The following is a 23,666-nucleotide window of genomic DNA, read 5'->3' on the forward strand; positions in this document are numbered from 1 at the left end:
AACATCGGCTACTTGCTCATACAACGCTGGTCGTTCGCTACCACGCCGCGATAAGGACATTTCACCTTCTCTATTTCATGCTGCTCAAGCCAATGGAGCATTGCAAAAGGGACATTGACGCGAAGGAATCCCAGAGGGATCTCCACATTCGGCTGGCGAAGCACGGTTATCTAAGGTTGCAGGAACGCTTGCTCCCAGCGGGAACCGACGCGGGAATAGGTCGTGCGCGCATGCAGGCGGCTCTCTTTGAACTCCAGGAACTCAATGTGCTCCGCCTGGAGTCTGAATCCGCCCCAGTTCGCGGGGCGAGCGATTGGCTTGCCATCGTACGCAGCTACGGCGCGCCCGTATTGGTCTGAAAGCGACTCCAGGCTTGCGAGCGGTCGGCTCTGCTGAAATGTCGCTGTGGCGATCTGGGCATCGCGCAGGCGACTCGCCCAATGCACATCGGCCTCCTGTTCAGGTATTACCGTGCAAACGCCTTTGATGCGTACTTGGGTGGCGATATGCTCCCACCACAGCGTGATGCCGGTTTTGGGGTTGCGAGCGATGTCCAGGGCCTTACCTGAGTCAAGGTGCGTGCAGAAGACGAAACCCGTCTCTTCCGCTTCCTTCAAATCGACAAATCGCGAACTGGGGTATCCATCCGCATCGATGGTGGAAACACAAACAGCGTTCCTGTGTTTGGACGACCCACGGCTCCTGGCGTCGAGCCATACGGTTTTGAAACGCTCAATCGGACTGCTCATATTTCCTCCTTGTGCCTAACGTTCGCGTTGAGCGGCGCGGCGCCCTTCGGCGCGTCCACTCTTGAACCTGCGGTCAGAACGCATTGCCGAACTCATTGGGCCGCAATGCCTTGCGCAAGAAACTGCTGCACCCGCATCCAATTCCCGGTATCCAGGTGCGAATCGAGGGCATGAGGCGGGATTTTTGTGCCCATCCAAACCACTTCTTTTCGTGCGGCAACCTCTACAAGAAATTCGGATGCACGAGTCTTGTACACAGACGCTTCGGGCACTGACAACAAGGCCTTCGCCGCGGCTGGAAGGTCGGCCAGGCGAGCCATGTTTGCATTCAATTCGGCGCTCATTGATCCATCGCCATTGCGGTACGCATTGATCACGTTAGACCAAAAACCATGCTGGAGATTCGCGAGCACATTAACGGCTTCCCGCCAGCAACGGATTTGGCCTTCCTTGTCTTCGCTCCGGACGGCTGGCCAATTGGTCCAAAACCTGGTAACAAGTGAAGAATTGGCCGGCAGAGGCTCAATGCTCAAAAGGCTCTGTACAACGTACTTTTGTTCGCTGGAAAACTGAGGATCGCCAAGCTGCGCAGCGCAATCAGGAGAGCCTTGTGCAAACGCCGGGCAGGCAACAATGACCAGCGAAAGCAGCGTTGATATGTTCATGATGCGTTCTAACGTTTGACTTAAGCGGACCACCGTAGGCGGGTTCGCTTGAAGGAAGGTTCAGGCATCATTTCGCACGCCCTGAAAAGAAGAAGCGGATGACCAACATTGCCAGTCCCGCAAGCAGCATATAGCGACCCACTCCCTTCTGGGCATCAGAGGAGTCGTCCTGGTTGATGTCTTGAAGCGTGCTGGGTGCTTCAGGTAGATAACGGACCGTCATGGCGGACGGGACAGAGTTGTTGCGCAAGGCACGGCCAAGCTCCGCAGCAACGCCGACTTCAGTCCGAATTTCGCGACCATCTTCCGTCGTGAAGCGAACATGCGCTGTGTACAGGCTGTCAGCATGGGTATTCTTCTTTTCCTTCCACTCCAGCTTGGTTACCTCGGCTGTGGTCGTCTTGCCGTGGTCGCGCAATGCCGAAAATTTGGTGGCGTTCTTGTGGCCGGCATACATGAGAAAGACGCCAAACACAACAACACAGACAGCGACCATTGGGCTAAAAAGGATTCGAAACATAAGTGGTTCCTTGAGGTTAACGTTTGACAGAACCGGCGTTCAACCGACGTAATCTGTTGGGCGTCCGGTTGATGGAAGGCTTAGGCGTCACTTTTGAAAGTACTCAAGGCACATCGTGCGGATTGTATTTTCCGGCGACAAGAAAGTAGAGAGCTACAGGCAAGCAGGCGATCCCGATAACCACTCCGATGACCCCGAACAAAGAGGTAACCAGGCTCATGGCGATCAGGCCAAGGCCCCCAGTGAAGATTGCGACCGCCAGGACAACCCTGATCAACAGCGGCATAGGCCGCCAGTGGGATTCTTCGGCTTCATCCTGAGCTTCGGCCGAGGTGCGCAAAAGAACCGAGCTCACATATCCGGCAACAACAGTGGCGACGGCCAGCTTGACGAATGGCCACAAGGAGATGCCGGCTCTCAGATCGGTCTTGACGGTGGCGACGACATAAATTAGCCAAAAGGCCCAGCATGCACCGACGAGTAGAAGTTTTTGCATGGCCAGTGACGCCTAAGGTTTGAGATACCCGGTACAACCCTGCTTGGCGAGGCGGCCAAGGCCAACAATGGCGGCTAAACCATTGAATGACAGGTTCCGGGCGCCGCGCCGACTCACGTGGGCAGGCCGCATGCGGCGATAAACGCTTCCAGAAAGCCAACCATCGGCGTGCCGCACGCACGGTAGCGAGATAGCTTGCCCGACGCCCGGGCGGCAAAGTCAGGCGCATTTGCCGCCTTGGCGATGGCGAGGTCGGCATGGTAGTTCATGGGTGTCCATGTGGTGGGGCGGCGCAAGAACCGAAACGGGCAGTCGGCATCCGGTACGCGGTTAGCCCAATGGTCCAGCGCTTGCCAACTGTCGATCCCTGCCAGCAACGGCAGTGCATGCGCCAGTACAGAGGCAAGCTCAGCCGCGGCACGCTCTGCTGCCGGGCCGTTGTTCACCAGCATGGTGTATTGGTTTTCACCACCAGGCAGCACGCCCTTTAGGCTCAATGGCAGGTTGTGCGCGTCGGCCAATCGCTTGAGGTCGATCTCCAGATCGAAGCTCGCCATCGACGAGACAGCGGCTTTCATATGGGACGGATATTTGGGGCAGAGATTCAATGCGAACTCGAACGACCAACTCGGCACACGCCCGTAGAACTCAAGCTTGAACAGCTTGGTGGAGCTTGTGAACCAGCTGTGACCACGGCCGCTCTTCCAGCCCTGAAGGGGTCCGAAGGCCGGTGTCAGCAAATTCCGCAGCGTGTTCGCCGCGAACTGGGGAGAAATGGGCTCGGCGACATGACTCATGGGGTTGGGGTGACTGTTTTGAGTAGCAGAAATACCGCGCCCCGTTTGAGTTGCGCGGCCCCGGGCAAGACACTGCGTTTTTGGTCAACTCGCAGCCACCTTGCGGCCAAACCAGAAGGCAAGAACGCCCAACGCCACGGCGATCCAGCCGATGGTGTAACCGCCGCTGTTGCTCTCGACAAGCCTGGCCTTGAACGCGGCTGTATCGCGGTACGCGATTACCTGACGGCTTGGGGTGCTCAGGCTGAACACCGATTTTTCATCCTTCGGATCGAACCTGACTGTCACGGTTTCGCCGCCCAGCCCATCCAGTGAACGCTCAGAGTTCGGCTCGCCTACGCGCACGGTCTCCACGCCCCCGGAGGTCTGTATGTCCAGCTCAGCGTAACGGCTCGCAAGTACACCCTTTTTGGTCTTGCGCTCGACGACACGCGCGCTCAGGGCCTTGCCAGTGACCGTACTCAATTCAGCTTCAGAAGGGACTTTGTGGCGCGAAGGGCGCTTGCGATCCTCCACATACTCGGCACCGAGCCATACCAGGCCGCCAATAAACAGCACAAGTGAAATCTTTGTCAGGCTCAAAACCAGTTCCCCCCAATATCAGAAGTACATCAGTGACAAGCGCACGGGGTCCTTATCCAGCGCTTGTCGCTTGTCTCGCAAGAATGCAAGGATTCCCATCCCAGGCGGGCCTCCGGTCGTGAGACCTGCGGCTTCATCAGTTCACCTGGGGAGGCAAATCACGGCGATTATCACCATGAGAATCGACCGCGCCAAGAACGCTTTGCAATCTATGGCGTGGATGCGACAGACGAGCACAGGCGCGCGCATGTGTCTGATCATTAAATGGGCACCCTGCCCGCTTGAAACGCTATTGATTTAATAGCTTCTTGCGCCTGTCCATATTGGCTGTAACCAGTTTTCATGCCTAAAAATGAGGTCGAAACCCGCTTTGGAGGGCATTGCTAGGTCTTTTGCGAGATACGGCAGCGCCAAAATCAACTGTTTTTGGGCATTTTCATATGCAAAACAGGCCTCAAGACCAATGCGGATGAGCGCAAGCAGCTACTGATTTGATAGCAAATAAAAGACGACGAACAAAGCGCTGTCTTTGTTCCAGCTCATACAGAAGCCGGCCTCGACATACGCAGCTGCAGCGTCGGCGCAGACAACCTGCCCTGCCTGCGGCGTGGGGAACTCCGGGAAGCAACGACGGGTCAGGGACCACGCTCATCGCTCACTTGTGGCCGTACTCTCGCGACAACGCCAGGGCAACCCGGCCAATGAGCTCGATTGGAAGCGCCTCCTTCAGCGGGAAAGACAGGTTACCCTTTTCGCCACGGTATGGCGCGAGTTCCTGCATGAGGCGTGCATCCTGTGTGACAGGCGGATAGACGCCAATGTGCTTCTTGAATGCAGCGAAGTAGAAGAACACCCGCCCGCACTTGAACGCGGGCATGTTGTAGCTTATGCAGCGCGAGGCACCGGGCACCAACGCCTCGACTTTTTCCTGAATGGATTGGAGCTGAAGGCGCGACTCAGCGGGCACGCTCGCGAAGTACTCCTCATGTGAAGCGAAAGCCATGGCGTATTTCGTGCTGTCTAAGGTTTGAGATGCGAGGCGGGACCCGGCTTTCCGGGGCACATCCTCTCGATTGAAGGGTTGGGCTTCATGGTATGTCAGGGTACGTTAGCTGCCGGCGCGTTCAGGCCTTGCATCAGTGACAAGTCGCAAGAATGACATGAGGGCTTCTTCCGCCAATGTTCCGTGTTGCTTTCCGTTGTAGTCAACGTCCAGCAGGCTCGCTGGCTGATACCTGCCAGAGAGGTAAGCGTGAATACGTTGTACGCGTTGCGTGTTTTCAGGCGTCCCGGGCTTCAGGTTATCGGGGGCTATGTGCATTGCGACGAGCGAGAGGAATTCTTCGTCAGTGAGCTCCGCAAAGCTCTTGCCGAAATATGCCTGCGCGGCAACCGCATAACCATGAACAGGCTGGCCATTCCTGCTACCCAGGTAGCAGATATTCAGGAACAACTGCATTTGATCGTTCTTGGAAACCAGCGAATCCAAAGCGTATTGCGCAATCAGCGTCTGGCGAACTTTGGCGACACCTTGCTTGAACCCGTCCGGGAAGTAAATAAGCTTGACCAAACCTTGCGTGATGGTCGTCATTCCTGCGCCGGGGGTTTCAAGATCAACGCCGTGATGCCGGGTGAACGCCGGATCTTCGATTGCCAACAACATGGCTTGCCTGTCCTTCGACAAGTCTGTGAGCTTCAGCTGGGTCCCAAAGCGCTTCCAGGTTTCGGAAACCAGAGACGGTGTCGCAACCCTCGCAGCCCTCACCTCGTTGGCGTAATAGCCGGCTGCGACCATCACGGCAAGTGCCCCTGTACCTGAGAGCCATAAGGCCGTGCGAATGATTGCTTGACCGATCTTCATGTTGTGGCTGATGCTGGAGAGTGACGTGCGATGAAAGTTGGTGGCGCCTAACGCAAAGATGACCAGACTACCGCCACGAGTGGCGGAGCCGCCTTCTGCTGCCGTGGATGCGTGTCGATTGACATGTTAGACGGCATCTCCCGTGTCCTTGCCGCCTTCAGACGGCACGCTCCGCAATTCGGTTGAGCCTCGGCCACTTCGGCCAATATCGAACGGCAACAATGTCCCTGGCGCGAAAGCTATAGCGCGTCGTCTGCTTCCCCACTTGAATCTGAGGCACACCGGACGTCGAAGTAGCTGTGAATTCATAAGACACGACGTATACCACGCCTCCATCGGCATTCTTCTCCACTGAACGTACCACTGCACCTTTCGTGCTGCGGCCCCAGCGCGCGAGCACATACGACGCAAAAGCGCTAAGGCACAACGGCGCGATCACCGCGAGCCCAACTGCGAGGCTTCCGAGGAACTGCCATGTGCTATCGAAGCCCATGCTGATGCCTTCTAACGTTTGACATGAGAAGCGGGCCAACGGGCGCGAAGCGGCCTCCGAAGTGTCTGCCCGACGGTGGGGCCAGGCCTCATTTCGGCTGCCCTTCCTCTTGAGCAATGACCTCGGCGACGAGAGGAAGAGCCAGCATTCGCGCCCTGTGGTCGAGAATTCGGGGAAGGCGGGAGAGGTCCACCCCGTCACTCTCCAGCCAGCGGGCCAAGGTTAGAAGATACAGGTCTGACACAGAAAACTCTTCTCCCAGAACCCACGGTCCACGCAGATACTCGTCTTCAATAAGCGAGAAGGCGTCACCCACGGATTGAGGAACCTTCCTTCGCATCGCGTCCCACGCTTCAGGTTCGTCTGCCCATCTGTGGCCGCGCATTCGGTGGGCGTGGGCAACATGAACCGTGGAGCACAAATAGCTGTTGAAAGCGTTCATCTCCGCAAGCCGAAACGTGTCCCCAAGCGGAGCCAGATGCGCGCCCGGGTACGTCTGGGCGATGAACATGAGCATGGCCGGTGTTTCCGTCAGGATTCCGCGTTCCGTCACGAGCGCTGGAACCCGACCCTTCGGATTGACCTTCAGATAGCCGGCCGCCCGTTGTTCGTTCTTCGAGAAGTCGATCCGTACCAGTTCGTACTCCGCATTTGCATGGGCCAATGCCAGGTGCGTTGCCAGCGCACAAGTATTGGGGGTGTAGTAAAGCGTGAGCATGTGACTCTCAATTCTGGATTGACGGTGCAAGGAACTTCTTCAATGGACGGCTAACATGACCATAGCCGGCGCACGCGGGATAGTACGACCGAAGAGAGCGAACCCCGTGTTGGACAAGTCAGGCTGAACGCTTACCACTCAAGCTTTCCCGATGCCACCGAATGTTCAAGTCGATCCAGGCATCCATCTACAAAATACGGGTCAGCTTCGAGGCGCGCCCCACCTTCGAGGAACAGAATAAATTTGTCCGGTGTCGATTCGAGGCGCACTACCCCGAAAACATTTTCACGTCCGTACCCATGCACTGGATAAGGATACCCAGGTTGGTATTGTCCAACTTCGGAAAGCTGCTTAAGGGAAACGCACGTGACCTTCCGGTTGAACTGAGTCCACATTCGGCCAGCATATACCCCGTTGAGAACGGTATCAAAGCGCACAGTCACGCCAGAAACTGCATTGGTCGGCGCGAATCGAATATTCAATGCTTCCTCCGTACCAATGTCTCCTGGCGGCCGGTCAGCGATGGGGCCGAGGTACCGACTGAAGCGGGAGCCTAGCGGTAGATTCACCTCTTGAATGAAGGCGCGATACCGCTTCGGCCAGGTGTCAGGCACCGGCTGAGGTTGCGTGACGCACGCCGTCAGCAGAACAGCCAGAAGCGGTAGGAGTACTCGACGCATCGTGCAACTTAATGTTTGAGTTAAACGGCATGGCCCGGCTTGCCGGAGCATATCCGATTGATTGAGGGTTAGACGCCATTGTTAAACGACTCGACTGCAGTCCGATACGCGGCCAGTGGCTCCGTAACGCCTGCTATGGCGCGGCCGATGACGATGTGAGTGGCGCCTGCCCTGGCCGCCGCAGCAGGAGTGGAGATGCGCACCTGGTCTGTGGCCGCCATTTGGGAAAGCTGAATGCCGGGGCAGACGATGAGCACCCCGGCAGGCAAGGAACCCCGCAAGTAGGCGGCCTCCTGGGCTGAAGCCACGATACCGTGGCAGCCTGACTTGCAAGCCAGCGAGGCAAGTCGGAAAACCTGGTCTTTGACTGATGGTGCGAGGCCGATTTCTGGAAGCTCGCCGTCAGAAAGGCTTGTGATAACCGTAAGGCCAAGGACTTTTAGATGGGGGTATGACTCGGCAGCACTGGCAGCCGCTCGCAGAACAGCCGAACCGGCTGAGGCATGGACCGTGACCATTGAAACCCCAAGCTTTCCAGCGGCTTTAACTGCATTGGCTACGGAGTTCGGTATCTCGTGAAGCTTGAGATCGAGGAAGACCTGTTTGCCTGACGACACCAGCTCTCGAACTAACGTCGGGCCAGCCTCTGTGAGCAGCTGAAGGCCGACCTTGTAGTGATCGGCTTCGGGGCCGAGCCGATCGACCAATGCCAACGCCTCAGCCGAGGATTCGAAGTCGAGCGCGACGATGACTGGTGATGGCATGTGTGAGATGGCGTCTAACGTTTGAAATAAGAGGCAGCGCAAGGGCGAAGCCCTTGCGACGTTCTCTCGATGGAAGGGTTAGTTGCCTGTTTCATCTGCGAGGCTTGGCTTTTTTCCCTTGCGGCGTGTTGGCTCCTGGCCCACAAAGTATGCAAGTACCATGAGCCCTAGACCGAGCAAGATAAAGAATGGAGGTCCAAGGAACAATAACAACACGGCGCCAACCAGGACAAGAAGGCCGAAGCCTGGCGCGTTTTCGGCGCGTGTGGCCTGAACGGCACCCTGCGTGCCGCCTAAAACCGCAACCCACATTGCCCAAGCCGCCACAAATGAGAGCAGCCCTGCCAGGAGCAGAACCCTACGCCATGCCTTGGATGTACTCGGCGCGCCAAACGCTACGGCGGCACCGAGCATCCAGGCACCTACAGGCGCCGCAGCACCAGGCAGGAGTGATCCGAAGGACACCCAACCCAGCAGAGCAACGAGGGCTCCGCCTAAGAGTGCAGGGGCCAAGCGACCGGCAATGGTGAAACTAGGCATTTTTTTAAAATGTGAATGCGCGTAAACGATTGAGGCGAGGCGCGAGGCGTCTAACGTGAAGATGACCGGACCATCAACAATTGCGGCACCGCCGCCTCCTGCTGTTGTGGGTCCGTGTCGATTGACCAGTTAGATATGCGCGCAGGAACCAGCTTGCTCATTGAGTGCCTCCTGGCATTGGATCAGAACCATCACCCGGCGGAGGAATTTTGCGTCTGCGAGGCTCCGCGTCGGTCAAGTGCACAAGCAAGACGCAGACTGTCCCAAAGACAGGTAGCAGCCACACGATCAGGCATTGAAAGGCCTTCTGAGTCGTAGTGAGCGCCGGCGAAAGCACAACCCATGCAGTAAGGGCAAGGTTCGCCACGACCAGAACGACGACGCATATGACGAGTGTGTTCATCATCTAACGGTGGAGCTGACCGGAACGCAACACATGCCGCGCAGCGCCCTCCCGCAAGTGCGTTTCCGTGTCGAGCGACCAGTTAGACCTTCTTGCCGTCGGCTTCATCGGTCACCATCTTTCCGTCCACTACGAATTCCTTCAGCGATGCGGCTTTTTTTCCCACCAAGAAGTAGTAGGCTCCGACACCGATGAATGCAAGCCCACCTAATAGAGGTTTAACCGGTACAGGTCCGTCACTGAGCAGGACGACAAGTACGATAGCAATGCCAATTAAGACTGCGCCTCCACCGGCGATCTGACTTCTCATAATTCCTCCTACAGAAAAGTTGTGAAACTGGCGGTATCACACAAGAAGCCGAGAGTGTCCGCCAAAGGCTCTAACGTTTGACATGAGAGGCGGCGCCCGGCTTGCCGGGTGACAGCCTCTTGACTAAAGGGTCAGGCATCGCTGCGTGTGCCTTGATGCGAGCTCGGTTCAACACGACTCCGCATTCTTGGTGGAATATAGACATATTTCTCTTTCTCCGCAGATTTACTCCTGCGCTGTGGCCCATCGCATCCGCCGCAATCACCACAGCTAGCGAGATCACAGGCATCCACCAGGCCTTCTCCGCCTGGCAAGCCACAGCTTGCATCGCATGGTGCGTCGCAGCCTACATCGCAAAAGCCACGTTGGGAATGATTCGGTCGGCCGCCAACCTGACAATGCCGACGGTGAGCGACGCCGCACAAGTAGCTTCTTTGACGGATTAGCGCCAGGCCACCGAAAACGCCGTGGCGGCGTACCGCTCGGTAGCCGAATGCGGAGCAACTGGCGCGGCCGGTGTGCTGGCCATATGCACAGCAAAAGCCTTTGTACGGAGACAGGTACCTCTGATAGCCACGAATTGAGGCGAGTAGCGCTCGGCGCATGTACAGCGATGCCCATTGCGTTCCCCACGAGTACTCCATGTCGGTTCCTGTGATGCCTAACGTTTGACATGAGCGGCGTCCTGACCGACGCAAGGTGACGGGCAAGACGTCCGCTCGATAGAAGCGTTAAGCGTCATTCTCACAGCGACGCCGACTTCTCAAGTTCCAGGTTGCCCTCGATGAACTTGAGCTTGAAGACAAGCCGGGAGATGCGCCATCTGTCCGGGAACGGCAGCAACTGCAGTTCGTACGTACCCACGAAGATGCGGCTCTTCAGGCCGATTGCTTTGCCCCGGTGGTGGAAGGCCACGCCGTGGCATCTGACAATCGCTTGATTACCACTGACCTCGGTTCGAAGGTTGCCAATCTGATGGTGAACGTGGTCGAGCGGCTTGAATCCGGCAGCCCATGCCTGAGCCACCTGGTTTGGCGTCATTTCGGTCGGCGTTCCACCGACCATGGAGGTCATGTCGAGCGTAAAGGGGCTGGTAAAGCAACTCTCCAGCGCTGGCCAGTCTCGTTCGTCGGTGGCAACGAACATCTGAACGACGGCGTCCTCGACTGCCAGGCGAGTGGCCAAGTCAGATGCAGACAAAGTGAGAGACATATAGAACCTCCGAGTGGACGCGCCGCATCTTGCGGCGCCTAACGTTTGAATTAAGCGGCGTGCCGGAGGCACGTCCGCATGAAGGAAGGGTTAAGCAACATTGCACACTGAATGAATGATCTTGTACCCGAGGGTGCGAGCGGCAGGTGTATCAAAGTAAGCAGAGATTTGAACATGCCCCATGGGTGCGATGACGTAACCGGAAATTGATTTATAGGAAGACTTTTCTCGGGAGTAATCTTCTTCCGGCAATTCGTATGTCAGCCGGATAAGCTTCCCGGCGCGTTCGATCTGTTGCTCGCCTCGAAGATCGCTGGCTGTTTCCAGAATTGAAGCTAGCCGCTGCTCTTCGGGTGTGCCTTTGTCGTTCCCCCAAATGGTGACCCAGAAGGTGAGTGCTGCCCTCCAGAGAACAAGGCTTCCATCTTCTATTCGTCGGTTGAACCTTTCAGGAAGAGCGACCGCCCATTCGTCAGTCATTTGATAGGTTCCCGTGACGATTGGATAGTCTGAATGCAGACTCATGGCGGCTTCCGATGTTGCCTAACGTTTGACTTAAGCGGCGCCGTCAGGCTTCCGCTTGAAGGAATGGTTAGGCGTCATCGCACCTCACCTGTTGCCAGAAATTGCACTGATCTCGCGATAAAAGTCGGTAGTTAGATCAGCAAGGTAGTTCGAGTTGATTCGAGTCCACGATTCGTAGACAGCCCCCGTGGCTAGCTTGTGCGCCGCAATCAACGCCCGACCGGTATCGGAAGAATAAAACGCAATGGAGTCTCGGAGTTGCTTGCTTGTAAGCGCCTTGGCGTAGCTCCTCGACAGTTCTTGAATGAACTCGCTCTTAGTGGGGCGGGAGCAAGCCTCTCGAAAGTACTTCCCATATGCCGCGACTACTGCAGGCCACTTGGGATGCCCCGGTCGGATGCCTGAAAAGTAGTTTTCATTTCTGGCGACAAGTGCCTCTGGCGAGACAGAACTCTGTGTTGCAACGCACTGTTCCTGATACTTATTGAACTGCTCGTCAAAACGAAGTAATGCGACGAACTTCTCCGATAGCTCGCTCCTACCGTCTTGGGCATGGACGTTCATGCTTATGAATAGTATGGTGGCAACGGCGACTAAGTAATGCTTCATGTTTTCTGACGCCTAACGTTGGAGGCCACCGGCACGCAGCAAGCGCCGCGAAGCGGCAACCTGCTGCTGTGTGTCCGTGTGGGCCGAAAGGTTAGGCGTCACTTGAGCGGTATGCCTAGGGTTTCGCATAAGGATCTCTTGAATATGGGGATTTGCAAGCCCGAGTCTATATCGATCACATACGCGTTGGTTTTTGTGAAGTGCCGCGCCCAGGGATGTTGGGCCAGCGGTGGATCACCTGGCTCTCGCGTTGCGTTGAAGTAGTCCAATGCGACGTGCAACCGCGCACTCGGCCACTTCGCTCGCACCTGGATCAGTAGTTGCTGGGGCGTTGAAGTGTCGGTGACAGAAATCTCTTGCTCAAAGTAGGTGGAGAAGGCAACGCAGCCTTCCTCCCGAGCTTTGATTTGCCACGGACCAGCTGTTCCGGCTTGCGCATTCGGCACGGCAGTAACCGACCCAATAGCTACCACCATGACTGTGAGGCCAAGTAGCCTCGCTCTCACGTCTGGTCGGCCTTTGGGACGGCGATGTTCGTATGTCATGGCAATCGGTAGTCGCTTCGAGGGCTGCATGCGAGACGTCTAACGTTGGAGGTAACCGGCGCCCAAGGGAAGGACCGGCGAAGCCCACGCACGCTCTTGGGCGTCCGCGTTGACTGGCAGGTTAGAGCGCATGCCGGTTCGCCCTTTCACTGTGAATATCCTAATAACGATTCAGCCCGCTGCTGCGACATAAACCAACGGATGGAGAAGGACCACTAATGCTACGCCCCAACCGATTGCTTTCCGCTTGGAAATTCTCCTCACGGCAAAAAAGGAGATAACGGCCGCGACGAGGAAAACTGCTCCGGTGTACACACCCGCTTCATCGCCAGCCAAGTACGCGGTGTGGAGCACACCCCTGACGCCGCGAGCGATAGAAACGCCGCCGTTGAGGAGCGTCAACCACCCGTAGCCCGCAACAAAGACAGCCAGCACGAAGGCAGCCACCGCCTCACCCAGATTTCGTGCCGATGGTCTTTGCATGTAATCTAACGATTGAGATGAGAGGTATAACCCGGCTTTCCGGGGCATGTCCTCTCGATTGAAGGGTTAGGCAGCTGGTGGCAAAGAACCTGCTTCATTTGTGATCAGCGTTTGTTAGACGCGCTCAAGTATGCGGTGCGGCTCTACAGGCAGCTTGACCGTGATTGAACTGCCAGGTTGCACGACGCCGCTCGCGATGACTACGCCCATGACCCCCGCCTTGCGAACCAACTTTCCCTCCGGCGTGCGGCCGAGGACCGCTGCCGTAAGGCCGGCTTGAAACTGATTGAGTTGCTCACATGGATTGCGCAAGCCTGTGAGTTTGACGATTGCCGACGGGCCGATATGTAGCTCGGTATCGACCGGCAGTGCCAGCAGATTGAGATTGCGTGTGGCGATGTTTTCACCGATTTGGCCGGGAGCCACGTTGAAGCCTTGTGTAGCCAGCTCTTCGAACAGCTCGGCATGAATGAGGTGTACCTGCCGAAGGTTCGGTTGCGTAGGGTCTCGCGCGACTCGTGAACGATGCTTCACTGTGACTCCGCAATGGGCGTCTCCTTCGACGCCAAGGCCGGCGAGCAGCTTGATCTGTGAAGCTGTGCCTTTGGAGAAGGCGTGTATTGAACTCGTACTGACGGCTATGACGTGCGGATTCATTCGCGAGATGCCTAACGTTTGGCATGAGGGGCGGCCAAGGGCTAACCCCCGGCCGCCCCTCTCGGTGGAAGGGTTAGGCCGCATTATCAGCGAAGCTCTTTGCGAACCACAAGCTTGAGCCCCGACCAGACTTCCGTGACGGCGCAGACTTTGATATCTACAAACCCCAACGGGAGCGCCAACTCACGAATGGTGTCTTCTGTGATTGTGGTGGGAACCTTCGCGGACTTTTTTGGCCAAGAAACCCATAGTGCCGCTTCAGATTTCAGCCTCTTGCGCAGGGTGCTCAGGATCTTTGCCAGGTCTTCTCTCTGCGTGACAAAGACGTGAGCGATGTCTACCTTCGAATCGGGTTGGCTCACGAACCGCACGGTAGGCGGAAGTGGCGCCAAGAGGCTCTCGTAGTCCTCCGGTGCCTCGATGAGCAGAACGTGATGAGCTTCTTTGATGCCGAGCTTCTTGGAGAGCGGCGTTCCAGAGTAGCCAGCGGTGTTTGAGGTATTCATGCGGCCTAACGTTTGAGATGACCGGCGACCAAGGAATAGGAGCGCCGTAGGCGCGGACGCCCTTGGGCGTCCGTGTCGAAGAAGCTGTTATGCCGCATTGGAGCTAGTGCTTAGTTGAGGGGTCAACGTGCGGCGGCTGCACTTCACCGATCCCAGTAAGTCTGTACAGCTCTTGCCAAGTGTGGCGGCAGGAGTCGCAACCGACCCAGGCTGTGACCTCGCCATTCTCCGGGTAGCCAAGAGGGGCGCGATCAATCTCCATAGAACGGCAGACTGGGCAGCAAGTACCGTTGTATTCACCGGTCACTGCTGCACTCCTCTCGAGCACTCCACACGCGATCGTGCGGCATAACGTAAAAATGACCGGACCACCAACCTGAGCGGCGAAGCCGCTTCCTGCTGTTGTGGGTCCGCGTCGATTGACATGTTAGACCGCGTCATGTTCCAGGCCGCAAGTTGGATTTCTTGAGGCCAAGACCTACCCAGAACTCCGGCGGATAGGTCAAGGTAGGCTGTGCGACCCATCCGCGAGTGACATTGAGTTCGTAACCGTCCGCAAGCTTCCTGTACTCCACGGAGTTGACTGCGATTGCGTCCCAGTCGCCAATGAATTTCAACTCCCGCAGCGTCTCAGGATAGGAGCCAACGCGCACTTTGTGCAGTTCCACAAGAGAGATGGCAGTTTTGAAGTGTTGGTCTCCGAACTTCGCATCAGCTTCCTTTTGGAAGTCGCAGCCAGCAGAAATGATCAGCGAGGTCGAGAGCAAAAGCCAGCGGAGCAGGTTCATGATATTCCAGCGGTCTAACGTAAAAATGACCGGACCACCAACATGAGCGGCGAAGCCGCCTCCTGCTGTTGTGGGTCCGCGTCGATTGACAAGTTAGGGCTCACGCGAGCCTCCGTTCGACGCCGAACCGCTGCGCGTTGCTTGCGCCGTTCGGAAGCAAACAAATGCTAGGAAAGCAACCGGCAATACGACGACTCCGTCTAGTGCAATGAGAACGTGGCCCGAAGCAAGAATGAAAGGGACAAGCCAGAACAGTGGGACGAGGAACAAGTAAGTAACTAGCCGCGGCCACCCGCCGGCAGACCAAACTCCAGCTGCACACGCAACTTGTGCCCCGATGCCAAGGAGGGCGATCTGGTCGTTGGGCAGGGTAGACAGCATGTTGGTGAGCTCTAACGTTGGAGTTGACCGGCGGACATGACGCGTGTGCGCGCAGCGCACGGACGCATTTGTGCGTCCGTGTCGAATGACCAGTTAGGGCTCTCAGCCCAAGTGTTCTGTGTCCAGAGCATTTCGAAGAACCTCGGCTTCCTCGTCGATGTTCCAATCGCGCAAAAGCCGCCAAGCGCATGCTGCTGATGCGAGTAGGCCGCAGGGAATTGCCAGCCAGAAGTCGAAGTCACGAAGCTCCGAAAATGAATACGGATGCAACGCCCAAAGAGTCACGCAAGTGAACACGGCACCGACCAGAGCCACTAGAGCAATGCACTTCAGAACGTAGATCAGGCGCTGCATCTGTGAGCCCTAACGTAATGTATACCGCAAGGTCTGCGGTATAACATCCCCCTGCCGTATATCCTGGCCACCGAAAACTCAGCCAAGTGCTTGTTATTCAAAGACTTATGCCCATTTTGAGTTTCACTCAGGTCGATAAAAAAGGGCCCAAACCCCGCAAACCAATTCTAGGCGGACAGTCTGGTTACCGCCTCCTCAATATGGACGAGCGCAGCCCAAACCGCCGATTCCGTTGTGTTTGACCATCGCGACCCTAACCCGGCCCGGCTGCCCCCTTGGGTGCCAGGCGTTGCGCTTGGTGTCACGTCGGCTGCGGGCGCCAGGCCTGCCCCTGTGAAAAAACCGCGCTGCCTCGGTGGTGGGTCTCACCTGGGTGCCTTGCATTCAATGAGCAAAGTGTTTGGCGTCACGAGTGGGACCGACGAGGAAGAGCCCGAGATACTGCCTCCGCTGCGATTCCACGATCCTCCGACAGAGCCCGTGCCCATCTGGCCCAGGTACTGTGACCCTTGTGAATTCAGAACGACGTAGCCACTCGGACATAGCTCCCCCGCCTTTTCCAGACAAGCGTCTGCAACAGCAGCGCCGCAACGGATCGAATGCGCTGGCGTTCCGTTCGGTCCGATGATCTGCCGGGAGGTGGCACACCCGCAGAGAATCGCTGCTGTCGCGAGTAGTAAAACAGATTTCATGAGACAGCTCCCTTTGCACGATGTATAGGTGAGGTCTAGCGTAGCAGTAAGTGGCGACCAAGACCAGGTATGGGCGAAGCGCGCGGACGCATTTGGGCGTCCATCTTGACTGACCAGTTAAGGCGCTTAATAGAAGAGAGCATAGACAGACACCGTGAAGGTACCAACGGATAGTACCGCCCAGAACCAGACAGCTCCGCTGAGGTCGCCCCAACCGTACTCGCGGCTCTCCTTCAGTTTGGATTGCTCACTCAAAGAAAGGTGGGATACGTCTTGGCCGATTCCTCGGGCAATGACAGAGGCCGGGATGTCGCGCCATGGAACGACCAGTTTCGATGCGTCGTAAGCAAGGTATGCGAAGAGACCGGTGAGCGCAAAACCAACGATGGAACCCATGCCTGCACTTTAACGCAGAGGTAACCGGCGCACAACGAGTGCCGAGCGCCGCAAGCGCGGACGACCTTGGGTGTCCGCGTTGACCGCCCTGTCAGGTTGCGTGCTCATTTCGGTGGCGTCTTGGGGGGATTGCCGAACTCGGCATCCGTGGCGCTGAACATTGGACCAGCCGGCGCTCGATGGGTATGAGGCGGCGGCAAATTCACTACAAGAGATCTGGCCACCCTGTCTGCCAACGATTGGCGCGTGGGCGAGCGTTCCAGCACGCTTGATTCCACAGCTACCAGCGCAACCACCGCGAGCGTGCCCAGCACCGGAGCGAAAGATGGCCCCTCGAGAAGCACAAGTGGAAGCGCGCGGACTAGCGCTCGCGCAAATGACCGCGCAGCAGTGAGTGGACCGCCCGAATCGCTGCAAACCATGATGTTGGCGACATAGCGACCGAAGGTTTGACCATGGTTTGTGACAACCAACGTACCTTGGTACAGCACGAAGACAGCAGCAAAGACGTCCCACCGCGCGAGGTCATGGTGCAATTCGTCCGCGACAGTTCCAACAATCAGGAAGAGAACGAACGTCGTTACCGTGTCGACCACAAACGCTGCGTAGCGACGAGCCGGCTCGGCGGTGAATGAAGACTGGAATGCCACTGAGCAACCTAACGTTGGAGCCGACTGGAACGCACCATTTGCGACGAAGCCGCCGCCTGCTGGTGCGTATCCGTGTCGAGCGGCAGGTTATGTGGCATCCCACCCTCCCCCTTTGATCTCATCTATCCGTCCGGCGGCGAGTAATTCCCACAGCTGACGGGCCTCGTTCTCACTGACTTTGATCCGCACTGACTCCGATTCGAGTTCGCGCTCGTAATCTGGATCAGCCCATTGTGCGAAGTACACACTCCCACTGCGATAGACGTTCAAGACGTACATAGGCCCATCATCAAACCCATAGCGAAGCCACGCATTGGGATGCTCCGCATAGTCACGGTCCGTCATGGACAAGTCATTCTCGTGATAGACCTCCGCGAGTGCAAGGTGCAGTTGCTCGGGAGTCGGCTCGCGCGTGTCTCCACCGTACCGAGATGTGAGGATGGTCCAGGACGTTTGTGCCGACGCGCTCATTCCGATGCCATATAACGTTGGCGCTGCCCGGAACACAGCAATGGCCGCGAAGCAGCCTCTCTTTGCTGTGTGTCCGCGCCGAGCAACCTGTTAAACCTGCTCATAGACCAATGCTCCATCGCGATAGACCTTTGCTTCGTGGTAGGGGTAAAGATGATTACCGCAATGCTCGGTAAAGACGCCGACGGCCTTCTTCGTTTCACTTGCAATGTATATCGCGTAATTGAACTGCACTGCCGACCCATCCATCAACTCTATCCGAAGCGTCCCACCAGGGAATGCGAACCATGGGCGAACTCGCTGCCCAATATCTTCTACGCTCTTTCCAAAATAGGCGGCGAGTTCTGAAGCCCATTCGAGTTCAAGTTGTTGAGCTAATGCAGGAACTGGGTACATGCGTTTTAACGTTTGACGTGAGGGGCGGCCGGAGCCGCAGGCGGAGGGAACCCAAAGCGCAGCTTTGGGCCGTCCCTCTCGACGGAATTCTTAGCCGCGTTGCAACTCATCGAGACGCCCACGGCTGTGATAGTTGATGAAATCTCGCATAGCCGGCAATAGCTCCACGTCAACGACTACTTTCCAAAACTTCTTCTCTCCCATCGTGACTACGAAATACTGAATCAGCTTCTGCGCTGTGTTATGGCGGCCTTCTGCCAGCCACAGACGGAGCAGCACCTCAATTTGGCGAGCGGGGAGTTGCGACGACTGCATCAAGATTAGCGCGAGAGGATAGTTGATCGGCCACAGCCGGGCGATGAAATCCATACGCTCTTCAACCGGGAGCTCCTTCAACCATCTCTGGAGGTTGGTTTCGACCTGCGCGATTCCTGGACGAGTTGAAAACTGCTCAGGCGTAAAAGGAGGGGCTGAAGTCATACGGCTAACCTGAAAATGACCGGACCATCAAGATTCGCGGCGAAACCGCAGCCTGCTGTTGTGGATCCGAGTCGATTGATAAGTTAGATATCAAGCCGCGCCCTACCAATAGAAGAATTTACCAGATGCGATGGCAAATGCGATCGCGCCAAGTACCAGCGAGATTCCGGAAACCGTCGCCAGCGCCGGCCGGACGCTGAAATACGACGTGCGCTCAAGACCAAACTGAACCAATGGCGTGACGACGAGAAAGCCCGCCGCGCCGCATGCTGCGAGGACCAAGAACCCCGGCCCGAAGCCGAGTGCAACCGCCGCTGCAAAAAGCACCAAGCCGGCAGCAGGGCCAATGATGAAACGAGCAGCCGTCGGCATTGCAGGGCCTCCCTTGACGTCTAACGTGAAGATGACCGGATCACAACACCTTGCGGCGAAGCCGCCATCTGCTGTTGTGAGTCCGAATCGATTGGCATGTTAAACGGCATTTGAAGCCCCGCATCTATTCACAGTTTTTCTGGATATCGGCCATCCGGACTCATGTACGGTCGCGGCTTGGCAGTGTGAAATGCTGTCTTATCCACTTCCGCGTTGTACTTCGCGACAAATGGCTCCCTGTGCTCCCACAATTGGAAGCATGTGTAATGCATCGCCGTATCAGAAAAACGCCAAAGCGGGTGCTCAGGCGATTCGATAAAGTGCGTGGTCGCGACCAGCTCTTGGCCCGACTCCAAGACTTCGCCACACAGTGGACATTTGGATTTTCCCAGGAAGATCATCGCCATGGCGCGCCGTTATTGCCGTTTAACGTGAAGATGACCGGACCACAACACTGTGCGGCGAAGCCGCAGCCTGCTGTTGTGGGGTCCGCGTCGATTGATAAGTTAGATTGCATTCCCAGGACCTTCCACTAGCGCGGCCAAGTATGAGGCCACATCGTTCGAGACCTGTTCCGTGTCACTGCCGTCATGGTACGTCACGTAGACAGCATCACTTTCCATTGCTCCTGGCCTAAGATAGATCGGGTCGCCATCGGAGCTGGCGAAGGGCACCACCTCGACTCCTATCCAGGATTTCGTTTCCGAGAGCGCCCTCTGGTCGAGTGGCTCAAACGCAGTGATATACGCCTCGCCCGCCAGAATGGTGCCGGTCGACAGAATGAGCCTTCTATTGGCATAGAGATCTCGCAATGCCTGTGGTACGGGACGCCCCAAATGCTCCAGATAGAAGTCCCAATCGGGAGATAAGAGTCTTCGCTCAACCTCGGTACGATCGGCAGCTAATTTTTCGGGCGGATTCTTCCAGTTCCAAAGCGCCCGCTCCAGCCGATCCTTCAAAATCAAAGTCACGGCGGCAAAGCAGAGCAGTGCGAGAAGACCCCCGAGAACGTAGAGGAGCGTCACTGCAATCTAACGTCGGCGCTGTCCGGCATGCAGCACACGCCGCGAAGCGGCAACCTGCTGCTGCTTGTCCGTGACGAGCAACATGTTATGCCTCAAGCCAGTCAATTCCCAAGGCAAGGTTGCGGAATGGCGAGTTCGGAAGGCGTTTCCCGCACCAGGGGCAATGACTGATATCGCACCCCTGGGAGCCGATGGTCCATGTTGGATCTTCCCCGCGGAAAAGGCTGAATCGGACTTTCTCCTTTGACCTGCCTGTGATGACTTGCTTTCCAGGATCTGTTTCCTCCACGGCCATATACATCGACAAGCAACAATACTCCGCAGCGTCTCTAGCGCGAACAAAGAAACGCTCCTCTACTTGCTTTCCTAGCCACTCTAGGCAGGATTCGCAGTCAACAAAGTGCTCCTTGATTTTGTCCCCATGCCGCCAGCCTTCCTTGCGATCTCTGTAGGCCTCTAGGAGCAAGACCGGCTTGAACGGGTACTCCGAAACGCGTGCGCGCATCTCGATGCATTCTGGCGAGAGGTTAGAAACAAGTGCAAGGCTCATCATTCAGTCCTACAGCATCTTTGAGTTAGAGCGACGATCAGCTTTCACTGAGGCATAACGTTTGACTTAAGCGGACCGCCGTAGGCGGGTCCGCTTGAAGGAAGGGTTAGGTGTCATTTTTGCCACTTTGCATCTCTGCTGCGCGATCGATTTTAGGAAGAAAGAGGGGCGGCTTGAAAGCTAGGCAGACTCCAAGCCCGATAGATGCCAAGAACCACGGGACAAGCAGCCATCCTCTTACTCCGGAGGCTCCAAACATAGCCAGGAAGCCAGCCAGCGCTAACCAGCCCAGAAGGACGACTATTGCAATCGTGCGCGTTGCTCGTATGGCTGGAAGAAATGACCAGCCCGTTCCGAATAACGCGAGTGCCGCAGCAAGAAAGAGTGCTTCATGACCTCCTCCGGAGAAAAACCCGCTCAGTATCGCCAATGAGATAGCAATGGCGCTGCCTATCGTTGCGGCAACCGCACGGCCGAGCACTTGTCCAAGTAAGGAAAAGGTGAGGGCCACGTTCATAGTTTGACGCCTAACGCCTAAGCTAAGCGGCCTTGCGGCCGATGACAAATGGGTATGCGCGAGGAGCTTCGTCCGCACGGTCCGCTTGAGCGCATAGTTAGGGCTCAGGATGTTTGGATAGGTACTGCCCCACAGCCCTGAGAGTGGGGCCATTGACGTCCCACAGGAGGAACAAGTAGAAAGCGACGCCGGCAATGCTGGCCGGAATCCAGCTAGCCATGGGCGTTATGTATCCGAGTGCGCTGAGGCAGCTAACCACAACTGCCCCACCGAATAGCGCAATGGCCGCGAGCCAGAATCTGCGGGAAGCCCACTTATCACACTCCTTAGCAGCAGCGACGATTCGTAGCTGCTCTGCCGAGGAGCGAGTGCGAAGGTTTGGGTACTGACTGATACTGAAGTACATGGCCTAACGTCGGCGATGACCGGCGGACAGTAGGCTGGCCAAGCCAGCCGATAGGACGTCCGTGTCGATCAACTTGTTAGGGCTCATGGCGCGAAGAACTTCCGTGCCGAGGGCTGCATGCGCGCGATGAGATCAGGTGTGGCGACCTTGCCCTGGCGGTCCCAAATGATCCACAGAACATGACCCGCTTCGTCAACCAGCATTTCGTCCTCCGAGGCGTCACTTGCAATCCTAAGCAGCGCGCTCTGCACTTCCGTATCGTCGAAGTCGCTCAACGCCAGGATTGCGTCGTCGCGATCCCCGACCTCCGCTGAGGAGTTCGTCGCCAGCGCGAGAGATTGCTCTCGGGTCGGCGGTCCCCGGTGTCTGAATAGGTTCGGCAGCCAATCCATGAGCTCTAACGTTGGCGCTCAGCGGACGCCGCAGGCGATCCGCTGGAGCAACTAGGTAAAGCTCGTGCCCAAGGCTTACGGCCAGGGGCATGCCCCAACACAACACGTTGCTCCGTCCTTTGACCAAAGTGGACACGCTTCATTTTTCACACCCTCCGTTTTCGGATTCTCGCTCAGCGTCGCAGCAGCCACCGCACATGCCTGAAAGCGGGAGAGCAGCAGGACTAGGCCTTTCACCAAGCCGGCCCTCGAGATTGCTCGTCTCCCGAATTCCGAACACGACGTTCGCCCCGTCTGAACGCGATACGCGCAGCAAAAACCTTTATGCGGCGACACATATCGCTGATAGGACCCAATAAGAGCGGTGGCGCCATGACGAAGCATGAGCTTTAACGTAATGTATGCCGCAAAACCTGCGGTATAACCTGGCGCCGGCAATCTAATCTGGACATTAAAACCTCCTGTAAGCCGCTTGCATGCTGGGTCTCAAAGAAATACACTGTAATTTCATACAGGTATAAAAATTCTGTGAAACCCCGCAATCCTCCACTGCAGTCTGCCCGCTTGCTGGACCAGGTTCGGGAGCGGGTTCGGTATTTGCACTATAGCCTTGGCACTGAGAAAACTTACCTGTACTGGGTCCGTTTTTTTGTCCGATGGCATGGCCGCAACGGCCACATGACGCATCCGCGCGACATGGGTGCACGCGAGGTAGAGGCTTTCCTCACCATGCTGGCCAATGAGCGCAAAGTTTCAAGCGCCACCCACAACCAGGCTTTGAGCGCGCTGCTGTTTTTGTACCGTGAGGTACTGGAGGCAGACTTGCCTTGGCTCACGGAGCTCAATCGCCCCAATCGGGTTCGCCTGATTCCCTCCGTACTGACGAAAGAAGAAATCGCCAGCCTGCTGGCCGTGATGGACGGCGAAACTTCATTGCTCGCACGCCTGCTCTATGGCACCGGCATGCGGCTGATGGAAGGCATGCGCTTGCGGGTCAAGGATGTGGACTTTGACCGCCACGTAATCATCGTGCGGGAGGCCAAGGGCAACAAGGACCGTGTAGTGATGCTGCCGCGCTCGCTCGCACCGGCTCTTCGACTGCAGATGCTGGCTGCTCGCGCAACCTGGGAAATGGACCGGCAGGCCCGGCGTAGCGGCGTGCAGGTGCCCGATGCACTTGAAGCCAAATACCCGCAGCTTGGCCAGACCTGGGGATGGTTCTGGATGTTTCCGGCGCCCAAGCCCTCTGTTGACCCACGCACAGGGGTAGAGCGGCGCCATCATCTTTTTGAAGAACGCCTGCAACGCGGCCTCAAAAAAGCCGTCGTGCTGGCCGGCATCATCAAGCCCGTATCCGTTCACACCTTGCGCCACAGCTTCGCGACTCACTTGTTGCAGTCCGGTACTGACATCCGCACCGTACAGGAACTGCTGGGCCACAGCGACGTGAGTACCACGATGATTTATACGCATGTGCTGAAGGTTGCCGCCGGCGGCACAGCTAGTCCGCTAGATGCCCTGCTCGCCTGAAATGCTATTGATTTCATAGCTGCTCGCGCATATTCCGTTTGGGCTTCAGCACGTTTTGATACCTAAAAAGAGGCCCAAATTAGCTTTGGAGGAGGCTGCGGGCCTTTGCAAAGTGTGGCAGCGCCAAAATCCCTTGTTTTGAGCATTTGGG

At 56.8% G+C, this 23,666-nt stretch carries 33 protein-coding genes; 1 reads left to right on the plus strand and 32 read right to left on the minus strand.

What is annotated here, in order from left to right:
• Window positions 1–170 precede the first annotated feature (170 nt).
• The 32 genes from AC1D11_RS02945 to yidD (AC1D11_RS03100) form a co-directional block, all read right to left on the minus strand.
• Complete coding sequence (locus AC1D11_RS02945; RefSeq protein WP_477646893.1) at window positions 171–749, minus strand: pyridoxine/pyridoxamine 5'-phosphate oxidase; 579 nt, start codon at window positions 747–749, stop codon at window positions 171–173.
• A gap of 92 nt (window positions 750–841) precedes the next feature.
• Complete coding sequence (locus tag AC1D11_RS02950) at window positions 842–1,414, minus strand: hypothetical protein (protein ID WP_477650874.1); 573 nt, start codon at window positions 1,412–1,414, stop codon at window positions 842–844.
• Between the two features lie 67 nt (window positions 1,415–1,481).
• Window positions 1,482–1,934, minus strand: coding sequence for a DUF3592 domain-containing protein (locus tag AC1D11_RS02955; protein WP_477650873.1), 453 nt, complete (start codon window positions 1,932–1,934; stop codon window positions 1,482–1,484).
• A 103-nt stretch (window positions 1,935–2,037) separates the two neighbouring features.
• On the minus strand, window positions 2,038–2,430 hold the full coding sequence (locus AC1D11_RS02960; RefSeq protein WP_477646896.1) for a hypothetical protein: 393 nt from the start codon (window positions 2,428–2,430) through the stop codon (window positions 2,038–2,040).
• Window positions 2,431–2,543: 113 nt separating this feature from the next.
• Window positions 2,544–3,227, minus strand: a complete 684-nt coding sequence (locus AC1D11_RS02965; protein ID WP_477646897.1) for a hypothetical protein — start codon at window positions 3,225–3,227, stop codon at window positions 2,544–2,546.
• An 84-nt stretch (window positions 3,228–3,311) separates the two neighbouring features.
• Window positions 3,312–3,809, minus strand: a complete 498-nt coding sequence (locus AC1D11_RS02970; protein ID WP_477646898.1) for a hypothetical protein — start codon at window positions 3,807–3,809, stop codon at window positions 3,312–3,314.
• Window positions 3,810–4,464: 655 nt separating this feature from the next.
• Entirely contained in the window at window positions 4,465–4,812 is a 348-nt protein-coding gene (locus AC1D11_RS02975; RefSeq protein WP_477646899.1) for an iron chaperone, read from the minus strand.
• A gap of 105 nt (window positions 4,813–4,917) precedes the next feature.
• Window positions 4,918–5,670 (minus strand): transglycosylase domain-containing protein, encoded by a 753-nt coding sequence (locus AC1D11_RS02980; RefSeq protein ID WP_477646900.1) that lies wholly within the window; start codon window positions 5,668–5,670, stop codon window positions 4,918–4,920.
• Window positions 5,671–6,251: 581 nt separating this feature from the next.
• Window positions 6,252–6,881 (minus strand): glutathione S-transferase family protein, encoded by a 630-nt coding sequence (locus tag AC1D11_RS02985; RefSeq protein WP_477646901.1) that lies wholly within the window; start codon window positions 6,879–6,881, stop codon window positions 6,252–6,254.
• Window positions 6,882–7,012: 131 nt separating this feature from the next.
• Window positions 7,013–7,363: a hypothetical protein gene (locus tag AC1D11_RS02990; protein ID WP_477646902.1), complete on the minus strand. Its 351-nt coding sequence runs from the start codon at window positions 7,361–7,363 to the stop codon at window positions 7,013–7,015.
• Window positions 7,364–7,629: 266 nt separating this feature from the next.
• Window positions 7,630–8,325, minus strand: a complete 696-nt coding sequence (gene pyrF / locus AC1D11_RS02995) for an orotidine-5'-phosphate decarboxylase (RefSeq protein ID WP_477646903.1) — start codon at window positions 8,323–8,325, stop codon at window positions 7,630–7,632.
• Between the two features lie 1,025 nt (window positions 8,326–9,350).
• On the minus strand, window positions 9,351–9,578 hold the full coding sequence (locus AC1D11_RS03000; protein ID WP_477646904.1) for a hypothetical protein: 228 nt from the start codon (window positions 9,576–9,578) through the stop codon (window positions 9,351–9,353).
• Between the two features lie 131 nt (window positions 9,579–9,709).
• The gene (gene yidD, locus AC1D11_RS03005; RefSeq protein ID WP_477646905.1) at window positions 9,710–10,222 is read right to left on the minus strand and encodes a membrane protein insertion efficiency factor YidD; all 513 of its coding nucleotides are present in this window, start codon (window positions 10,220–10,222) and stop codon (window positions 9,710–9,712) included.
• 100 nt (window positions 10,223–10,322) lie between these two features.
• Window positions 10,323–10,763, minus strand: coding sequence for a nuclear transport factor 2 family protein (locus tag AC1D11_RS03010; protein ID WP_477650872.1), 441 nt, complete (start codon window positions 10,761–10,763; stop codon window positions 10,323–10,325).
• A 117-nt stretch (window positions 10,764–10,880) separates the two neighbouring features.
• Window positions 10,881–11,315 carry a hypothetical protein gene (locus AC1D11_RS03015; protein WP_477646907.1) on the minus strand — a complete coding sequence of 145 codons (435 nt, stop codon included), beginning with the start codon at window positions 11,313–11,315 and terminating at the stop codon, window positions 10,881–10,883.
• A gap of 84 nt (window positions 11,316–11,399) precedes the next feature.
• Window positions 11,400–11,924 (minus strand): DUF2059 domain-containing protein, encoded by a 525-nt coding sequence (locus tag AC1D11_RS03020; protein ID WP_477646908.1) that lies wholly within the window; start codon window positions 11,922–11,924, stop codon window positions 11,400–11,402.
• A 98-nt stretch (window positions 11,925–12,022) separates the two neighbouring features.
• Entirely contained in the window at window positions 12,023–12,469 is a 447-nt protein-coding gene (locus AC1D11_RS03025) for a hypothetical protein (protein ID WP_477650871.1), read from the minus strand.
• Window positions 12,470–12,640: 171 nt separating this feature from the next.
• Window positions 12,641–13,000, minus strand: coding sequence for a hypothetical protein (locus AC1D11_RS03030; RefSeq protein WP_477646909.1), 360 nt, complete (start codon window positions 12,998–13,000; stop codon window positions 12,641–12,643).
• A 66-nt stretch (window positions 13,001–13,066) separates the two neighbouring features.
• Window positions 13,067–13,609 carry an MOSC domain-containing protein gene (locus AC1D11_RS03035; RefSeq protein ID WP_477650870.1) on the minus strand — a complete coding sequence of 181 codons (543 nt, stop codon included), beginning with the start codon at window positions 13,607–13,609 and terminating at the stop codon, window positions 13,067–13,069.
• An 86-nt stretch (window positions 13,610–13,695) separates the two neighbouring features.
• Window positions 13,696–14,115 carry a DUF3052 domain-containing protein gene (locus AC1D11_RS03040; protein ID WP_477650366.1) on the minus strand — a complete coding sequence of 140 codons (420 nt, stop codon included), beginning with the start codon at window positions 14,113–14,115 and terminating at the stop codon, window positions 13,696–13,698.
• 437 nt (window positions 14,116–14,552) lie between these two features.
• Complete coding sequence (locus tag AC1D11_RS03045; RefSeq protein WP_477650367.1) at window positions 14,553–14,903, minus strand: hypothetical protein; 351 nt, start codon at window positions 14,901–14,903, stop codon at window positions 14,553–14,555.
• 1,553 nt (window positions 14,904–16,456) lie between these two features.
• Window positions 16,457–16,726: a hypothetical protein gene (locus tag AC1D11_RS03050; protein WP_477650369.1), complete on the minus strand. Its 270-nt coding sequence runs from the start codon at window positions 16,724–16,726 to the stop codon at window positions 16,457–16,459.
• A gap of 104 nt (window positions 16,727–16,830) precedes the next feature.
• The gene (locus tag AC1D11_RS03055) at window positions 16,831–17,376 is read right to left on the minus strand and encodes an RDD family protein (protein WP_477650869.1); all 546 of its coding nucleotides are present in this window, start codon (window positions 17,374–17,376) and stop codon (window positions 16,831–16,833) included.
• A gap of 87 nt (window positions 17,377–17,463) precedes the next feature.
• A complete protein-coding gene (locus AC1D11_RS03060; protein ID WP_477650371.1) occupies window positions 17,464–17,721 on the minus strand; it encodes a hypothetical protein in 258 nt (85 codons plus the stop codon).
• A 216-nt stretch (window positions 17,722–17,937) separates the two neighbouring features.
• Entirely contained in the window at window positions 17,938–18,243 is a 306-nt protein-coding gene (locus AC1D11_RS03065) for a hypothetical protein (protein WP_477650868.1), read from the minus strand.
• Window positions 18,244–18,333: 90 nt separating this feature from the next.
• On the minus strand, window positions 18,334–18,723 hold the full coding sequence (locus AC1D11_RS03070) for a hypothetical protein (RefSeq protein WP_477648148.1): 390 nt from the start codon (window positions 18,721–18,723) through the stop codon (window positions 18,334–18,336).
• Window positions 18,724–18,825: 102 nt separating this feature from the next.
• Window positions 18,826–19,095, minus strand: a complete 270-nt coding sequence (locus AC1D11_RS03075) for a hypothetical protein (RefSeq protein WP_477648147.1) — start codon at window positions 19,093–19,095, stop codon at window positions 18,826–18,828.
• Between the two features lie 506 nt (window positions 19,096–19,601).
• Window positions 19,602–20,120 carry a hypothetical protein gene (locus AC1D11_RS03080; RefSeq protein WP_477648146.1) on the minus strand — a complete coding sequence of 173 codons (519 nt, stop codon included), beginning with the start codon at window positions 20,118–20,120 and terminating at the stop codon, window positions 19,602–19,604.
• Between the two features lie 85 nt (window positions 20,121–20,205).
• Window positions 20,206–20,670 (minus strand): hypothetical protein, encoded by a 465-nt coding sequence (locus AC1D11_RS03085; RefSeq protein WP_477648145.1) that lies wholly within the window; start codon window positions 20,668–20,670, stop codon window positions 20,206–20,208.
• Between the two features lie 106 nt (window positions 20,671–20,776).
• Window positions 20,777–21,187, minus strand: coding sequence for a hypothetical protein (locus AC1D11_RS03090; RefSeq protein WP_477648144.1), 411 nt, complete (start codon window positions 21,185–21,187; stop codon window positions 20,777–20,779).
• 489 nt (window positions 21,188–21,676) lie between these two features.
• Window positions 21,677–21,868 carry a hypothetical protein gene (locus AC1D11_RS03095; RefSeq protein WP_477648143.1) on the minus strand — a complete coding sequence of 64 codons (192 nt, stop codon included), beginning with the start codon at window positions 21,866–21,868 and terminating at the stop codon, window positions 21,677–21,679.
• A gap of 192 nt (window positions 21,869–22,060) precedes the next feature.
• On the minus strand, window positions 22,061–22,369 hold the full coding sequence (gene yidD, locus AC1D11_RS03100; protein ID WP_477648142.1) for a membrane protein insertion efficiency factor YidD: 309 nt from the start codon (window positions 22,367–22,369) through the stop codon (window positions 22,061–22,063).
• Window positions 22,370–22,513: 144 nt separating this feature from the next.
• Between yidD (AC1D11_RS03100) and AC1D11_RS03105 the strand changes: the two genes are divergently transcribed.
• Window positions 22,514–23,515, plus strand: coding sequence for an integron integrase (locus tag AC1D11_RS03105; RefSeq protein ID WP_477648141.1), 1,002 nt, complete (start codon window positions 22,514–22,516; stop codon window positions 23,513–23,515).
• Window positions 23,516–23,666 lie beyond the last annotated feature (151 nt).

Source organism: Polaromonas sp. P1_E11 (genome assembly GCF_056405995.1).

Excerpts from the sequence above, each read along its gene's own strand:
- AC1D11_RS02945 (WP_477646893.1), bottom strand. The coding sequence starts at position 749 with ATGAGCAGTCCGATTGAGCGTTTCAAAACCGTATGGCTCGACGCCAGG.
- AC1D11_RS02950 (WP_477650874.1), bottom strand. The coding sequence starts at position 1,414 with ATGAACATATCAACGCTGCTTTCGCTGGTCATTGTTGCCTGCCCGGCG.
- AC1D11_RS02955 (WP_477650873.1), bottom strand. The coding sequence starts at position 1,934 with ATGTTTCGAATCCTTTTTAGCCCAATGGTCGCTGTCTGTGTTGTTGTG.
- AC1D11_RS02960 (WP_477646896.1), bottom strand. The coding sequence starts at position 2,430 with ATGCAAAAACTTCTACTCGTCGGTGCATGCTGGGCCTTTTGGCTAATT.
- AC1D11_RS02965 (WP_477646897.1), bottom strand. The coding sequence starts at position 3,227 with ATGAGTCATGTCGCCGAGCCCATTTCTCCCCAGTTCGCGGCGAACACG.
- AC1D11_RS02975 (WP_477646899.1), bottom strand. The coding sequence starts at position 4,812 with ATGGCTTTCGCTTCACATGAGGAGTACTTCGCGAGCGTGCCCGCTGAG.
- AC1D11_RS02980 (WP_477646900.1), bottom strand. The coding sequence starts at position 5,670 with ATGAAGATCGGTCAAGCAATCATTCGCACGGCCTTATGGCTCTCAGGT.
- AC1D11_RS02985 (WP_477646901.1), bottom strand. The coding sequence starts at position 6,881 with ATGCTCACGCTTTACTACACCCCCAATACTTGTGCGCTGGCAACGCAC.
- pyrF (WP_477646903.1), bottom strand. The coding sequence starts at position 8,325 with ATGCCATCACCAGTCATCGTCGCGCTCGACTTCGAATCCTCGGCTGAG.
- AC1D11_RS03000 (WP_477646904.1), bottom strand. The coding sequence starts at position 9,578 with ATGAGAAGTCAGATCGCCGGTGGAGGCGCAGTCTTAATTGGCATTGCT.
- yidD (WP_477646905.1), bottom strand. The coding sequence starts at position 10,222 with ATGGAGTACTCGTGGGGAACGCAATGGGCATCGCTGTACATGCGCCGA.
- AC1D11_RS03015 (WP_477646907.1), bottom strand. The coding sequence starts at position 11,315 with ATGAGTCTGCATTCAGACTATCCAATCGTCACGGGAACCTATCAAATG.
- AC1D11_RS03020 (WP_477646908.1), bottom strand. The coding sequence starts at position 11,924 with ATGAAGCATTACTTAGTCGCCGTTGCCACCATACTATTCATAAGCATG.
- AC1D11_RS03025 (WP_477650871.1), bottom strand. The coding sequence starts at position 12,469 with ATGACATACGAACATCGCCGTCCCAAAGGCCGACCAGACGTGAGAGCG.
- AC1D11_RS03030 (WP_477646909.1), bottom strand. The coding sequence starts at position 13,000 with ATGCCCCGGAAAGCCGGGTTATACCTCTCATCTCAATCGTTAGATTAC.
- AC1D11_RS03035 (WP_477650870.1), bottom strand. The coding sequence starts at position 13,609 with ATGAATCCGCACGTCATAGCCGTCAGTACGAGTTCAATACACGCCTTC.
- AC1D11_RS03040 (WP_477650366.1), bottom strand. The coding sequence starts at position 14,115 with ATGAATACCTCAAACACCGCTGGCTACTCTGGAACGCCGCTCTCCAAG.
- AC1D11_RS03045 (WP_477650367.1), bottom strand. The coding sequence starts at position 14,903 with ATGAACCTGCTCCGCTGGCTTTTGCTCTCGACCTCGCTGATCATTTCT.
- AC1D11_RS03050 (WP_477650369.1), bottom strand. The coding sequence starts at position 16,726 with ATGGGTTCCATCGTTGGTTTTGCGCTCACCGGTCTCTTCGCATACCTT.
- AC1D11_RS03060 (WP_477650371.1), bottom strand. The coding sequence starts at position 17,721 with ATGACGGACCGTGACTATGCGGAGCATCCCAATGCGTGGCTTCGCTAT.
- AC1D11_RS03065 (WP_477650868.1), bottom strand. The coding sequence starts at position 18,243 with ATGTACCCAGTTCCTGCATTAGCTCAACAACTTGAACTCGAATGGGCT.
- AC1D11_RS03070 (WP_477648148.1), bottom strand. The coding sequence starts at position 18,723 with ATGACTTCAGCCCCTCCTTTTACGCCTGAGCAGTTTTCAACTCGTCCA.
- AC1D11_RS03075 (WP_477648147.1), bottom strand. The coding sequence starts at position 19,095 with ATGCCGACGGCTGCTCGTTTCATCATTGGCCCTGCTGCCGGCTTGGTG.
- AC1D11_RS03085 (WP_477648145.1), bottom strand. The coding sequence starts at position 20,670 with ATGAGCCTTGCACTTGTTTCTAACCTCTCGCCAGAATGCATCGAGATG.
- AC1D11_RS03090 (WP_477648144.1), bottom strand. The coding sequence starts at position 21,187 with ATGAACGTGGCCCTCACCTTTTCCTTACTTGGACAAGTGCTCGGCCGT.
- yidD (WP_477648142.1), bottom strand. The coding sequence starts at position 22,369 with ATGCTTCGTCATGGCGCCACCGCTCTTATTGGGTCCTATCAGCGATAT.